General features: G+C 31.8%; 9 protein-coding genes. All 9 read left to right on the top strand.

Annotated features, from left to right (window positions below; all coding sequences use genetic code 11):
- Nucleotides 1-7 precede the first annotated feature (7 nt).
- Nucleotides 8-7,561 (top strand): S-layer homology domain-containing protein, encoded by a 7,554-nt coding sequence (locus HMPREF1252_RS09810; RefSeq protein ID WP_023059898.1) that lies wholly within the window; start codon nt 8-10, stop codon nt 7,559-7,561.
- A gap of 49 nt (nt 7,562-7,610) precedes the next feature.
- A complete protein-coding gene (locus HMPREF1252_RS06525) occupies nt 7,611-8,462 on the top strand; it encodes a stalk domain-containing protein (protein ID WP_023059765.1) in 852 nt (283 codons plus the stop codon).
- A 147-nt stretch (nt 8,463-8,609) separates the two neighbouring features.
- Entirely contained in the window at nt 8,610-10,073 is a 1,464-nt protein-coding gene (locus tag HMPREF1252_RS06520; protein ID WP_023059847.1) for a C69 family dipeptidase, read from the top strand.
- Nucleotides 10,074-10,151: 78 nt separating this feature from the next.
- Nucleotides 10,152-10,778: a PepSY domain-containing protein gene (locus tag HMPREF1252_RS09330; RefSeq protein ID WP_023059827.1), complete on the top strand. Its 627-nt coding sequence runs from the start codon at nt 10,152-10,154 to the stop codon at nt 10,776-10,778.
- 224 nt (nt 10,779-11,002) lie between these two features.
- A complete protein-coding gene (locus HMPREF1252_RS06510) occupies nt 11,003-11,425 on the top strand; it encodes a GrdX family protein (RefSeq protein ID WP_023059799.1) in 423 nt (140 codons plus the stop codon).
- Nucleotides 11,422-12,705 carry a glycine/sarcosine/betaine reductase component B subunit gene (locus tag HMPREF1252_RS06505; protein ID WP_023059889.1) on the top strand — a complete coding sequence of 428 codons (1,284 nt, stop codon included), beginning with the start codon at nt 11,422-11,424 and terminating at the stop codon, nt 12,703-12,705. The genes HMPREF1252_RS06510 and HMPREF1252_RS06505 overlap by 4 nt, the downstream gene beginning before the upstream one ends.
- A gap of 8 nt (nt 12,706-12,713) precedes the next feature.
- Nucleotides 12,714-14,003, top strand: a complete 1,290-nt coding sequence (locus HMPREF1252_RS06500) for a glycine/betaine/sarcosine/D-proline family reductase selenoprotein B (protein ID WP_023059836.1) — start codon at nt 12,714-12,716, stop codon at nt 14,001-14,003.
- Nucleotides 14,004-14,134: 131 nt separating this feature from the next.
- A complete protein-coding gene (locus HMPREF1252_RS06490; RefSeq protein ID WP_023059833.1) occupies nt 14,135-14,800 on the top strand; it encodes a Crp/Fnr family transcriptional regulator in 666 nt (221 codons plus the stop codon).
- A gap of 275 nt (nt 14,801-15,075) precedes the next feature.
- Nucleotides 15,076-16,164: a membrane protein gene (locus tag HMPREF1252_RS06485; RefSeq protein WP_023059915.1), complete on the top strand. Its 1,089-nt coding sequence runs from the start codon at nt 15,076-15,078 to the stop codon at nt 16,162-16,164.
- The last annotated feature ends 20 nt before the right edge of the window (nt 16,165-16,184 follow it).

Raw genomic sequence — 16,184 nt, 5'->3', positions numbered from 1 at the left:
TGATAAAATGAACAATAAAAAAGAAAAGCTAAACATTATTAGCTTACACAAGAAGGTAGCCTTAGGCTTATCAATAATAACAATGTTAGGAAGTGCACAACCAGTTTTTGCTTTTACACCAGCTAAAGATACAACAAAGAAAGAAATTATAAAGAAGGCTGATGAAATATTAAAGAATAAAGACGTTTTAAAGCACTTGCTGGGAACAAACTACCTAAGCGATAAAAATCCAACAGACTATAGACCAGGAATTGGCTTGGAAGATTATGAAGAAAATGATCCAAAAGATTCTCAGATTTTAAATGAATATACCATCGAATCGACTCCATGGTACGCAATTTATTCCTTAGCGTCAAGAATAAAAGAAATTGCAAATTCTGTGGATGAAGACACTGCACAATATTTACTAAATCAACTAGACGATGTGCTTGCATTATATGCAATATCAAGTGACAACAGCCTTCAAGAAGATGGAGATTATAGTCTTAAAAATAACTTCAAAGCTGTCAAGGTACAATTTTTGAGCAACGGAGATGGAAATCAAAATAAGTATCAAATGACGGGAGAAGATATTCCAGAAATAACAGATCTTTTAGGTGAAGGTGAACTAACAAAGTGGGGAAATGAACTAGAGCTGTTATTTGTTGCAAATAAAAATAAGGTATCTAATATTAAATCAATGCTTATTAATAAAGTTGCAGGCAAAGACATTATTGCTTCATTAGAAAGCGCAACAAATGATGTAAATCAAAAAAGATTAATTGCTATACCTATACCAGCAGAATTAAATGGATCAAGACTTGTAGTTGAAAATATGACATATGTTGATATTACGGGTACAGAAAAAAGGACGGGTCCATTTGGAATAGACATTAATTATAAAAATTTAAAAAAGACAAATGACAATACAAAGCTATATGGCGAAAAGACAAAAAGAAGGATTAAGTATTGGATCAAAAGAGGAGAAATACTTTTATCTTCAACACTAGATGCTGATGCACCAAAAGACCAAGAAAGGGCAGCAAAGATAAAAGAAAGTATTAATAAGTTACAAGAACTTAGAAATTCTGATAAGCCTTCTATGACTGAGGCGTTAAAATATGCTTTACCTATTTATGAAACAGAAAATATCTTTACACTTCTTGAAATCTTAAATATGAAAATTGCTGAAGCTAGAGATAGTCTTGACAGTGGTTTCTATACAAGTGAAAAATATACTAAAGAAAGTATTGATAAATATAGAGAATATTTAGATGAGCTTGAAAGAACAGCTGCTGATAAAGAACTCGTTGACATTGTTTCAGCAATTAAAAAAATCGAAACAGCAAGTAATAACGGAACACTAAAGTACAACACAGAAAAACTAGAAAAACTTGTTAAACTAGCTGAAAAGTACGATTCTAAATATTATACAGATGTAACTTATGGGGAACTGTTAACAGCTAAGGGAAAGGCAAATGAATGGATTGAAAGAAACAAATTGTCTACACCTTCTATTGATGAGACTTTAACTTATTTATCCGAACTACAAAAGGCGATTGATGGACTTCAAGCAAAACCAGGCATGACACCTCCTGCAATTAATGAAGAAAATGGAAACAATAAAGAAAAGGAAGAAGTTTACGAAGTTCAAGTTACAGATGTAAGCAATGCTAATTTAAGACCTTTACTTGATACAAAAGTTAAATACTATCCAAAGGAAAAGAAGTTCATATTAGGATTTAAAAAGGTTAATAACAACTTTGTTTGTGGCGTATCTTTTAGTGATGAAAACTTTAATCCGAAAAAAGGAGAAATAATTTCCACAGACGGAAAAGAAGATAATCAAGATATTATTAAAGAAGTAGCTATACATGGTCCAAGTGTTTTTAGTAATTCTATATATATTAGTACAAAGTACTATAATGCAAGCATGATGGGGGTTGAAGACTTAAATAATATACAGATTTCTTTAGACCTAAACAATAAAAAACTTATTTCTGGAGAAGCTGAGGAAAAAGAAGAGTTTTCAAAGGAACCATATGAAGTTAGCTTTGAATGTAAAAATCAAAACTCAAATGAAAAAACTTATATGGAAAAATATATTTCTCCAAAAGCCATTTACGATCCAGTTAATAAGAAAATCAAGTTTTTAGCAACACCTGAAATGGAAGGAAATATGGTAAAGTCTTACGTGAAAGATATTCAATCTGCAATCAAGGGAATCCTCGATTCCATTCCAAATAAAAAGGAAGAAATGACTATTCTAAATCCACAAGGAAATCAAGAAGTAGGATTTGTTCCAAAGGAATTTGAAATACCATTTGACATTGATAAGGATGAAAAAATAGTTGTAACAGCTGATGTTTATGATTCTGGTAGCAGCAAAAAGGATAAAATGGAACATGACTCTATTTGGATTTATGTTAAAAATTCAAGGAGAAAGACAACTAAGGAAGAACTTGCAGAAATTAAAAATTTATTAAAAGTTAGGGTTGACTACCTAAGAGAAGACTACAATAAAGTAAAAGGAATTTTACCAGAAAAATTACTAATCAATAAAAATATAGTTAGGGGAAATGATGAGATACTAACTAAGGATCAAAAAAATAATCCTACACCACAAGAAGAAAAAACAGTAAATATTAAAAATACAATTGAAGACTTACTAAATAAGGTAGGTACAGTTGACGAAAACACAAATATAAAAGCAGAGGATGCTAAGGCAAAAATTAAAGAATTAAGCACTTACGCTAGAGCAATTGAACCATGGGTTGATTTTAAAAATGCACTTGAGTTTGAAGATAGTATAAGTAAGTACGAAGCAACTGGTAAATTTACAACTGAATCTATTAATGAAGCTAAACAAATATTAAACAATTTAAAAGCAGACAAGCCAATGACTCTTGAAGAAGTAAACAAGGCTAGGACAGAAATAAATAGAATTTATGATAAGTTGAGATTAAGCCCTGCAAAACTTCAAGGTCTAGTAAATGATGCAGAAGCAAAGTTAAAAGAAAAAGATAAGTATAGCTCTAATTCTTTAAAGGCATTAGATGAAACTCTTAATGGTTATAAAGAAAAAGAATTAATTTACAAGGGACCAAATGGAATAGTTAAATACAAGGTATATAAGAGTGCAAAAGCCTTTTTAACTGATATGACAAAGAGTCCTGACTTAAAAAAATATAAGGAAAGTAATCTAAAACCATTTGAAGGAAATTTTGTAGAAGAAAATAGTGGCTTAAATTTAGATATTGCTATTTATGACTACTGGTGTGGAAGATTAGAAAGCGATATTAAAAATCTAAAAGCTAAAAGTGATGAAAAAGTTAATAGAGATGAGTTATTAGCAAAGATTGAAGAAGCTGAAAAATTAGAAAAAGGAAAAAAATCTAAGCTAGCTTTCCAAGAATTAAAAGATGCAATTGAAGATGCTAAGACTAAACAATTTTCAGAAAATCAAACAGAAATCAACAAGGCAAAAGATAAACTAGCAGATGCTATAAATAAATTTAAGAATTCTCCAGAAATTAGCGTTGACGAACTACAAGCCGTAATAAGTAAGGCTGAAAAAATAAACAAGAATAAAAAATCACAAGAAAACTTCCAAAAATTAATTGATGAAATAAATAAGGCTAAGGGAGCTTTAAAGAGTGAAAGCCAAGAAACAATAGATAATGCAAAAAATGCTTTAGAAAAAGCGATAAAAGATTTTGAAAATTCAGACGATGAAATTGATGCATCAGAAAGTGATTTAAGAACAGTTAATATAAAACTTATGAATGCCAAGGAAGAAAAAGAATCTATGGCTAAAGACGTTCTTTGGAATAAGGCTAAGCTTTCCAAAATTAATGGAAGAGATTATGTAGAAATGAAGTTTGTACCTATGATGAACTTCCCAAATATGCCACAAAGAAGTGCAGAAAATCGTCAACAAAATCTTCCAAGAGTTTTTGGGGCAGTTACAGAAGTTAAGTACGATGATAATGGACAAATGAAATTGGCTGAAGTTATTAAGTCCGAAAAAATTACTGTAGGAACTCGTGAAGTTAATTCGCCAACTCTTGTTAGAATTCCTGTTACTGAAGGTCAAAGAGATATAAAGTTAAATCTTAGGTACTATGCTGATTTAATGGGAAATGGGCAAGGAGCTGGCGAACATAACCCAGATGCTAGATTGAGAATAGATTGGAATTCTATCGTGGAAGGATTTAACAAAAATGAATACAATGTTGACAAGGGACAACTAATTGAATTGATTGAATCCTTAAATCCAACAACAAGCCTAGAAGGAATAAGCGATGCCCTAAAGAATAAGATGCAAGAAGAAATCAACAAGGCAAAAGCTGTTGAAAAAAATGGAGCATCTAGTCAAGATGATGTTAAAAAAGCTTATGAAAATTTAGCTAAGGCAGCAGAAGCTATTGTTATAGCAAACAATCTTATAAAAACAGAAATCGTACAAGCAGAGTATAATCTAAAATCTGATACAGAATCAAAAAAATATACTCCTGAATCCTTAAAGAAAGTTAAGGAACTTATAGAAAACACAAAATCCGCTCTTAAAGTAGAAAGTGATGTAGAAAAAATTAAAGAATTAGATAAGGGAATTAAAAATATTTCTGATCTTTTAAGATATGATATGACAGAACTTAATAATAAGATTTCTGAAGCTGAAGAAATGATTAAGAATAATAAAGTCAAAGCTGAAGAAAAAGGTTCTTTACAAGCAGCTATAAATGAAGCTAAATCCTATATCAAAGATCACGATAGTAAGGGAACTAGAGCAGGAGATAAGAGAGCAGAATTAACTTCAAAGATTGACAAACTAATTGCTAAATCAAAGAAAAACGAAGGAGAAGAAGTTCTTGACAAGTCTTCTTTAGACAAGAAATTAGCTGAAGCTAAAAAAATTCAAAAGGCTAATAAAAAACAAGAAGCTTTCGATAAACTCCAAAAAGCAATTTCTGAAATAGAAAGTTCAAAAGATTCCATTAATAGTAAAGAAGCACTAGAAGCAGCTATTGCTAAACTTGATTCAGCAATTAGTGAATTTAATAATAGTGAAGATGAAGTTAAATTAAATAAAGATGCACTACAAGAAAAGATAAGAGAGGCAGAAGGACTATCTAAAGAAGGTAAATCAGAAGATGCTATTTCAAATCTTGAAGCAGCAGTTAATATTGCTAAAGCCAAGATGAATGCAGCAATTACTCAAGAAGATATAACAAAAGCTCTTGATGACCTTAATAATGCAATAGAATCCTTTAATAATTCAAAAGCACCAGAAGCAAAGGTTGAAAAAGCTATATATAAAGTGCCTGTTAAATTTATAAGAACAAATGGTGAAAATTTACCAATGGGTGGAGATACTCTTGTAGAAACAGCTACTCTTGAAGTTAATGGAGATGTTAAAAAACTTAGAATAAAATTACAAGTATCTCCAACTTTGGATGCATATATAGAAAAATTGTCTGTTAGTAAAGCAGATGATACTGAAATTGGAGAATCTGTTCTTTCACCAGAAGGAAATAGACCAGCTGAATATTTAATAGATGTAAGCCATAAAGATACAGATTCTATCGAAAATATTCTAGTTGGAATAAAAGTTAATAAAATGCCTATGAAAGTTGAGGCTTATATAAATGCTGATTTTGCTAACAAAACTTTAGTTGAAGGTAGTCAAGAAGAAAGCAAGCCTCAAATTGATAAGTCTCAATTAAGAAATTTAGTTGCAGAAATTGCAGGCATGGATTTAGGAAAATATACTCAAGAATCCAAGACCAATTTATTAACAGCTTTGGATGCTGCAAATCAAGTTTTATTAGATGACAATGCTAAGGACACAGATGTAAATAGAGTACTAGAACAATTAAAACAAGCTAAGAATGCTTTAGTTGAAAATAAAACTAATCCTCAAGTAGAAATAGCTAATAAAGATGAATTAAGAGCAAAAATTAAAGAAGCAGAAGCGAAGAATGCTCAAGAATTTACGGAAGATTCCTTCAACAATCTTAAGACTAAATTAAATGAAGCTAAAAACATCCTAAATAAGACAGATGCAAAACAAGCGGAAGTAGACACAGCAAAAACTAACTTAGAAAATGCAATAAATGGTCTTAAGAAGAAGCAAACACCGGCTCCAAATCAAGTTGATAAATCAGGTTTACAAGATTTAATAAGTAAAGCTAACAAAATATCAACAATCCAATATACAGATGACAGTGTTGTAGCCTTTAAAGAAGCATTAAAAAATGCAAATAGAATCAACAAAGATTCTAATGCTAAGCAAGATGATGTAAATGCAGCTAAGAATAGACTTGAACTTGCTATGAACAACTTGAAGAAAAAAGTAAATAAAGTTGATTTAGGAAATCTAATTGCAGAATGTAATCGTATAAAAGAAGATGATTTTGAATATGATTTTAACATGAGAGTATTTAAAAATGCTCTTAGTGATGCAAAAGATGTTTATAATTCTTCTAATTCTACTCAAGATCAAGTTGATAATGCTCTAAGAAATCTATCCAAAGCAAAATCAAACTTAGTTGCTAAGAAGAAGGGTCATATACTTTACGAAGTGCCAGTAAGTGTTCAAAAACCAAGTGGTGGAGAATCTATGGCTAATAAGGTCATAAATCCAAGAGCAACTGTTGAAGAAAACAATGGTAGGTTCACTTATACTGTTCAATTCGGAAAGTTAACTATTGGAGATAAGACAGCTGGTGTTGATAGTTTATATATCTACGATGGAGGATCTAAGTTTGCAGCATCTAGGGGAGCAAATGGAACATTCTCTTGGACAATCAACTCAAAGGTCACTAGTCAAAGAGTGTCATTTAAAGTTAGTGCCATGCCATCAGATCAAGACGCAATTCTTATGTTCTCCTGGGGTGGAGCTAAAGAAACAAAGAATGGAGCAGGAAAATATTTATTTGGAGAAGCTCCACATAAAAAGATTGAACTAGATAAAAAAGATGATGAAAATAAAAAGATAGAAGAAAAGAAAAATATTAAAAATAAATTAAATAATCCTGCACAATTTAGAGATACTAATGGTCATTGGGCAAAAGTTGCAATAGATTATGTAGTTAATAAAGGATATTTCTATGGAACAAGTGAAACATCATTTTCTCCAAATAAACCTATTACAAGAGGTCAATTTGTAACCGTACTTGGCAGGATGCTAAATGTAAATACAAGTATTTACAGTGCACAAAACTTCAATGACGTTAAGTCTAGTATGTACTACAGTTCTTATATCGCATGGGCGAATAAGATGGGTATAGTTTCTGGAGTTGGTCAAGGTAGATTCGCACCGGACAAAGAACTTACTAGAGAAGAAATGGCTGTTATAATGAGTAAATTCTTGAAGGTTTCTAATAAGAGTCTAAATGCTAAGGGAAATAGCAATGGTTTCAAGGATGATGGAAAAATTGAATCCTGGGCAAAAGAAGCTGTAAAAGAAATGGCAAAACTTGGTGTTGTAAATGGAATGAGTGATGGTAAATTTGCACCAAAATCACCATTTACTAGAGCGCAAGTTGCACAAGTTTTATTCAATATTGATCACAATTAATTATTTAATATGGGACAGTCTTTGGCTGTCCCTATCAAAGAGGTGTAAAATGAAAAAAATATTTTTATCAATAATTTTAGCTTTGGTTTTAATCCCAACATTTAGTTTTGCAGCAACTAAGTATGAAGTGCCTGTTAAACTTGAAAAATATGGTGAAGATGGAAAAGAATCAATGGGCAATTCAGCTTTGAAACAAGTGGCTGATGTTGAAGAAAAAAATGGAAAGACAGTTTATAAAGTCTATTTGAAAAAAATGAATTTTATGAATATGGAAGGTGAACTAACAAATCTATTTATTTATGAAGGCGATAAGGACTCTCCTAGAGTAGAAACTAAACAAACTACTATTTCAGGAGAATACAACAAAGTTCATGAATTTGTAAGAACTACCCCAAAAGAAAATAAAATTGTAGCTGCTGTTTGGATTGATGCTATGGATGCCATAGCTGGAGGTGGACCTGGATCAGGAGAACAAAAAGTTTACTTAGTATTCGATTGGGCAAACGCAAAAGCTACAGAAATTAAAGATTCAAAATCTGATAATAAAGCTAATGCATCATCAGAAATTAAAATCATGGTTTCTGGCAAAGAAATAAAACCTGAAACTCCTGCTTACATTGAAAATGGAAGAACTATGGTTCCTCTTAGATTTATATCTGAAGCGTTGGGAGAGAAAGTAGATTGGAATGCGGAAACTAAATCTGTAATCATTGGAGATAACAAGGCTGTTTTAGCAATCGGTTCTAAAGAAATCGATGCAAATGGTAAGAAGATCACCATCGATTCTCCAGCAGTAATTAAAAATTCTAGAACTTTCGTTCCATTAAGAGCAATCTCAGAAATTCTTGGAGCAAAAGTTGATTGGGATGGAGCTACTAAGACAGTAAGCATAACTAAGTAAAATTAAAGATTAAAGGTGGGTTAATTGGAACTCACCTTATTTTTTAATATGTAAAATAATTTTAATAATCATTATCTATATGATTTTACAATTATCATTTTTAGTAGTAAAATTAAAGAAGAAAATATTTTATAAAAGGAGATAATTATGGCTTGTACAACATTACTTGTAGGAAAAAATGCTTCCTATGATAATTCAACAATAGTTACTAGAAGCGAAGACTCTGGTTCAGGTTCTTACTGTGCCAAGAGATTCATTGTAGTTGAACCTAAAGATCAACCAAAGAGATATAAATCAGTGATTTCAGAATGTGAATTTGATCTACCTGAAAACCCACTTAGATATACTGCTCATCCGAATGCAGATCCTTTTGAAGGTATCTGGGGATGCAATGGAACCAATTCTAAAAATGTTTCCATGACAGCGACAGAAACTATAACTACTAATCCAAGAGTCCTTGGTGCAGATCCTCTTCTTGTAAATACAAAAGACAAGAAGGAAGGCGGTCTTGGTGAAGAAGATTTTGTAACTGTAGTTCTACCTTACATTTCTTCAGCTAGAGAAGGTGTTTTAAGACTTGGTAAACTTCTTGAAGAACATGGTACTTATGAATCAAATGGTATAGCATTCCAAGATGAAAATGAAATCTGGTGGCTTGAAACTATCGGTGGACATCATTGGATGGCAAGAAGAGTTCCTGACGATGCATATGTAGTTATGCCTAATCAACTTGGCATCGATAACTTTGACTTCGAAGACGCATATGGAAAGAAAGAAACATTTATGTGCTGCGAAGATTTAAGAGAATTTACTGAAAAGAATCATTTAGATTTAAATCTAGATGGAGATTTCAATCCAAGACTTGCTTATGGCTCAATAGATGATTCAGATAGAATCTACAACACTCCAAGAGCTTGGGCAATGCTTAGACATTTCAATCCAACTTCATTTATTTGGGACGGGGAAGACGCCGATTACAGACCTGAAGACTTAGATCTTCCATGGGCTATGGTTCCAGAAAGAAAGATTACTGTAGAAGATATGAAGTATGTGCTTTCATATTATTACCAAGGAACAGAATTCAATCCTTATGGTAAAGATGAAAAGAAGGGCAAGTACAGACCTATCGGAATTAATAGAAATAACATTACAGTATTTACTCAAATAAGACCATATAAAGAAGATGGACATAAGGTAGTAGAATGGCATGCACTTGGTTCAAATGCATTTAACTCTGCTGTTGCTCAATACGCAAATGTTACTAAGACCCCAGAATACTTTGCTGACGATTCTAAAATCGCAAATACAAAGAATTTCTATTGGACAAATAGAATTATAGCTGCTCTTGCAGATGCGCATTATCATGAATCCATAGTAGAAATTGAAAGATATGACCAAAAGATCATGTCTAAATCTCATGAAATTATAATTAAAACAGATGCTTATGTAGAAGAAAACAAACTTACTGGTGAAAAATTGCACGCTGCTCTTGAAAAAGCAAATCAAGAACTAGCTGACTTCACAGAAGAAGAAACAAATAAACTTCTCGACAAAGTTTTATATATTGCATCAAACCATATGAAGAATTCTTTCTCTAGAAGTGATAACTAATTAGATTTAATACCCAACTTTTATATTTATAGAAGTTGGGTATATATATTTGGTAAGCAAAAAAGAAAGGATGATTTTATGAGAAAATTAATTTTGGCGTTGGCATTTGTATTTTTACTAACAGGATGCCAAAGCGGACAAAACGCAAAGACAGAAGACAAGAAGAATGGCAATGTAGCAACAGAACAAAACAATAACGAGAAAGAAAATTCTAAGACAGATGAATCTAATAAAGATGATTTATCAGAATCTAAAGATAACAAGGCAGATGCAACTATCACAGTTTCACCAGAAGAGGCGGTTAAGAAATTTAACGATAAGTATCCAGGTGTAAAGATAGATGAATTTAGCTTTGGTAAGGAAAATATGACCTATTGTTATGAAATAAATGGGTTTGATGATGATTCAGAATATGAATTTGAAATCGATGCAACAGATGGAACTATTTTAAAAGATAACAAAGAACTTGATAACACTGCTGATAAAACTGCTATAAACTTAGACTTCATCAGTGAAATTCAACCACTTATCGATAAGTCTCTAAGCGAAGCAGGGTCTGAATATCACTTAGATTCTTACAGTATTGATTTTGAAAAAACTGGTAACTTCAATAAATTAGATATTGAATTAGAAAATTCAAAAGGTCAAGATATTGAGTTTGAGTATAATCTAGACACAAAAGAATTAATAAAAAAAGATATGTAAATAATTTTTACTCCCTATATAGGATTCCTATGTAGGGAGTTTTTTTATTAAAATTTATAAATGATGAATATGCAAATGATTTCAAAATTAATATAGAATAAATTTAAATATTTAAGAAACAATAAAACTTATAAAAATTTATAGGATAACTATTAAATGTTAGAGCTATAACATGCTTTAAAAATATAAAGTGTTATAATAAAGATGTAATTTAGGAAAAGGATTTGATAGCTTTGAAAGACAGATATATTGTAATTACAAATAATAGTATTTTTAAGGATAGAGAAGATACTATTTACATAGAGGGAGACTTTATAGACGTTCTAAAATCAGTAAGAGACTATATGCACAAAGGTTACTTGGCAATTAGTCATCCATTACCAGCATCAATTAGAATGATTTTATCTCCAGTGAGATCAGTCATTATGGTGGATAATTATTCTGATCAAGAATTATATAATAAGACTCTTGAAATAGTAGAAAGTTCAATAATCTCATATACAAATACCATGGGCATTAGAAAGCCTGATTATAAAAACACAGAAGATTATAAGATCATTGATAAGAATTTGCTTTATAGTTCATTTGATGAATTACATAAAGAGAAAAAATTAGTTTCACAATTATTAAAGGAGGTAGAAATATGAAGTTAGAACTTCAGAATGTTCTGATTTCAAACATTGATTTTGCAGATGAAACCAAGATCGTGGATGGAACTCTTTTTATAAATAAAGAAGAGATGAAAGCTACTATCTTGAAAGATAAAACTGTAAAGAGTGTTGAAATCGATCTTGCTAGACCTGGAGAAGAAATAAGAATAATTCCAGTTAAAGACGTAATTGAACCTAGATTTAGAGTTGGAAGAACCAATAAATTCCCAGGAGTTACAGGAGAAATTGAACAACTTGGTAACGGAGTTACAAAAGCTATGAAGAATGTAGCAGTTGTAACTACAGGAGATATCGTAGGTTTCCAAGAAGGAATTATCGATATGTGGGGAGAAGGAGCTAAATGGACTCCATTTTCTAAGACACTTAACGTAGTTGTAAATATTACACCTGTTGATGATTTAGAACCACATGAACATGAGAGAACTGCTAGACTCGCAGGACTTGCTTCAAGTGAGTACCTAGGAGAGGCACTTAAAGATATTGAACCAGATAATAGTGAAGTATTTGAAATAGAAGATTTTGTAACCAGTTCAGAAAAATTAAAAGATTTGCCAAGAGTAGTATACGCTGAGATGCTTATAGCTCAAGGACTTCTTCATGATGGATATATCTATGGAGTAGATGCAAAACAGATTTTGCCTACACTATTAAATCCACTTGAGGAATTAGACGGAGCAGTAATATCAGGCAACTGTGTTGCAGCTTGTGATAAGATAACTACTTATCAACATCAAAACAACGCCGTTATTTTAGAACTATTAAAAGAACATGGAAAGACGATTAACTTTCTAGGTCTTGTACTAGTTCCAGAACTTACTATACTTGATGGTAAACTTAGAACTTGTGATTATACAGTTAAGCTTTGTAAACAACTTGCAGCAGATGCAGTAATAGTTTCTGAAGAAGGATATGGTAACCCTGATTCAGACTTAGTAATGATTGCTGAAGGATTAGAAAAAGCAGGAATCAAATCTGTTCTTATTACTGATGAGTGTTCTGGATGGGGTGGAGATTCTCAACCACTTGCAGATACTAAGGACGAAGCAAAAGCAGTTATAAGTACAGGTAACGTTTCACATTTAGTACATCTTCCAAAAGCATCAAAAGTTCTTGGAGATGACAGAGCTATTGCAAACTTATCTGGTGGTTGGGACGGTTCACTAGATGAAGAAGGAAATATAACTTGTGAGTTAAACGCAATTATAGCTTCTACTTCTGAAATAGGAACACACAACCTTACAGTGAAATTATCATAGGAGGGTTTATGAAAAAAGTAATTTACTATCTAAACCAATTCTTTGGTCAAATAGGTGGAGAAGATAAAGCTGATTTCAAACCACAGGTTGTAGAGGGTCCAGTAGGCCCAGCGGTAGAATTTAATAAGAGATTAGAATCTGGAGAAGTTACCCACACAATTATCTGTGGAGACAATTTCTTCAATGAAAATGAAATCATAGCTAAAGAGTTCATTATGAAAACATACGATGAATTAAAACCTGATCTAGTAGTAGCAGGACCTGCATTTAACGCCGGAAGATATGGAATGGCGTGTGCGGGAGTTGCAAATACATTAAAGGATAAGACAACTGTTCTTACAGGAATGTATGAAGAAAACCCTGCAGTTGAACAATGCAGACTTCATTCATATATAGTTCCAACTGGGGACTCAGCAGCAACAATGAGAAAAGCCATAAAAAATATGGTTCCAATTGCTGAAAAACTTTTAAAAGGAGAAGAAGTATCACCTGATGTAGACGGATACTTCCATCAAGGAAGAAGACTTACCGTATTTAGTGAAAAAATTGGGGCTAGACGTGCAGTTGATATGATGCTTAAGCGTTTGAAAAACGAAGAGTATGAAACTGAACTACCAATGCCTAAGTTTGACAAAGTTGAACCAGCTCCTCCAATTACAAATATGAAGGAAGCGGTTATAGCTTTGGTAACTACAGGTGGAATCGTTCCAGAAGGAAACCCAGACAGACTTCAATCAGCATCAGCTCAAAAATGGGTTAAGTACGACATTTCAGATTTGGACGAATTAAAAGGAAAATTTGTTACAATTCACGGTGGATTTGACCCGGTATACTGTAATGCGAAGGCGGATAGAATAGCGCCACTAGATGAACTTACTAGACTTAAAAAAGAAGGTAAGATCGGTGGAGTTTATAAATATTTCTACTCAACCACAGGAACTGGAACTTCCGTAGCAAACTCAGAAAGATTTGGACAAGAAATTGGAAAAGAACTTTATGATGCTGGAGTAGATGGTGTTATTATGACATCGACCTGAGGCACCTGTACACGTTGCGGTGCAACAATGGTAAAAGAAATAGAAAAATACGGTATTCCGATAGTTCATATGGCAACTATCACAACAATTTCAGAATCTGTTGGAGCTAATAGAATTGTACCGACAGTAGCTATACCTTATCCTGTTGGAGATCCAGCATTAGGATCTAAGGAAGATCATCTAAGAGATGAGCTTGTAGAACGTGCTATAAGAGCATTATCTACAGATGTAGCTTCACCAACGATATTTAAAAAGCAATAAAATAATTTAAAAGGGAGATGAAACTATCTCCTTTTTTTATAGAAATTTTTTAAACGAATACATCGGATTAATATTTGCAATTCTATTAATAGTAAGATATATTAAAAGAAAAATTAAATAGAAGGCGAATTATGTTTTATGAAAAATTAAAAGATTTTTATCTTTTTCAAGAAATAGATGAAAGGTCTATAGAAAAGATAAACCGAATGCCAATAATAAAAAAAGAATATAAGTCTGGAGAGCTTATTAATGTAATGGGTGATAAGATTGATTATATCCATGTGATTTTAAAGGGTTCCTTAAAAACAAACGAATATAATTTAGAAGGAAACGAAATAGTGTCTTCATATTATTTTGAAAATGATGCCTTTCCGCTATACCTAATCTATGGAGGAGAAAGATACTATCCTTACAATATTTATTGCCACAAGAATGCGGTAGTATACCACATACCAGTAGAACCTCTTATGGAATGTATATCCGAGGATATAAAATTTATGGATAATGTACTCAGGTTTGTGTCAAAGTACACTTGCTACAATAAAAAAGTAATCAGAACCGTTAGAAGAGCCAAAGTATCTCAGAGACTCGCGGAATGGATTATTGAATCATCACCAGACAGTGATATATTTGTTCTTCCAGGAACTCAGGATGTATTTGCAAGGATGCTTTGCGTAAATAGATCTGTACTTAATCAAGAGATAAAAAAGCTCGAATCAGAAAATATAATAAGGCTAGAAGGTAGGAAAATGTATATTTTGAATAGAAATTACTTAAAAAATCTTTTAGAATCTTAAAAGAAGCTCATTAATAGGGCTTTTTTTTGTTCAACAGCTCTATCTTATTTCTTTTTCATAGGAAAATTTTAACGAAGAGTATATTTAAAACATTTTAAATGATTACAGTTATTATTTTACTAGACTTAGTAATAAAATAATGTTAAAATATTATCTGTTCGGAATTTTTAATTAGAATTCTTACTATAAATTAAATTAAATAAATTTATTTGGTTAAATTATAATTAAAATGAGAGATGATAACATCTCTTTTTTATTGAGAGGAGAATATTTTTTTGAAGGAAAAAGTAAGTTTTAAAAGAGTTATATCTTTTGGAGGAGCGTTTATTGCGCTTATTATAGGATCTGGATTTGCTACCGGTCAAGAGCTGATGCAATATTTTTCATCCTATGGGAAGTTAGGTGCACTTAGTTTAGTATTAGTTTTCGCCTTATTTTACATAGTTGGAACAGAACTTATAACTACAGGTTATGAAAAACATTTTGAAAATCCTAATGACATATATACAGAAGTAAGTGGTAAATATATAGGAAAATTTTATGATTACTTTTCGGTATTCTTTCTATTTTTATCATATACAGTTATGATTGCTGGTGCACAAGCCACAGCTATGGAACAATACAATGCTCCAGAATATGTGGGCGGAGTAATTCTTGCAATATTTGTAATGGCAACTGTATATTTTGGTTTGGATAAAATTGTAGATATAATTGGATCAATAGGACCGGTTATAGTTATTTTAGCAATAGGGGTAGGGACAGTTTCACTTATATTGAATTTTAAAAATATTCCAAACGCTGCAGGTGATTTGGAGATGGCATTAAATTCTGGTGATCTACATGTTGCTTCAACGAATCCAATCCTTGCAGCAGGTTCATACGTTGGCTTTAATCTTATATGGCTTGCAGGATTTTTATCTACTATTGGAAAAGAACTAAATAGTAAAAAAGAAGGAAGACTTTCTATTTTTACGGGATCTTTTGGATTCTCACTGGCTTCACTTCTAGTAAGCACGGCAATTTATATTTCTATTAGCAAAGTCTATTCATCACAAATACCAATGCTTATGTTAGCAAATGATATAAGTCCGACCCTTGCTCATATATTTTCAGTGGTAATCTTCTTTGGAATATATACTTCTGCGGTTCCGCTACTTTGGAATGTAGTTGCGAGATTTTCTGAAGATGGAACTAAGAGATATAAGATGCTCACTATTTGTTTAGGAATAATTGGAGCTATCATAGGACTTACCATTCATTTTAACAAACTTGTAAATGTAGTGTATGTTGTAAATGGATATATTGGTTTAGTATTTGGATTATTTTTAATAGTAAGACATTTTAAAAGAAAATTTAAAGCATAAACAAAAATACGGTTTGTATT

This window comes from Peptoniphilus sp. BV3AC2, assembly GCF_000478945.1.
GTDB classification, from domain to species: domain Bacteria; phylum Bacillota; class Clostridia; order Tissierellales; family Peptoniphilaceae; genus Peptoniphilus_B; species Peptoniphilus_B duerdenii.
Note: the sequence above shows the minus strand (reverse complement) of the source record. Positions and strands in the feature narration are given on the sequence as shown.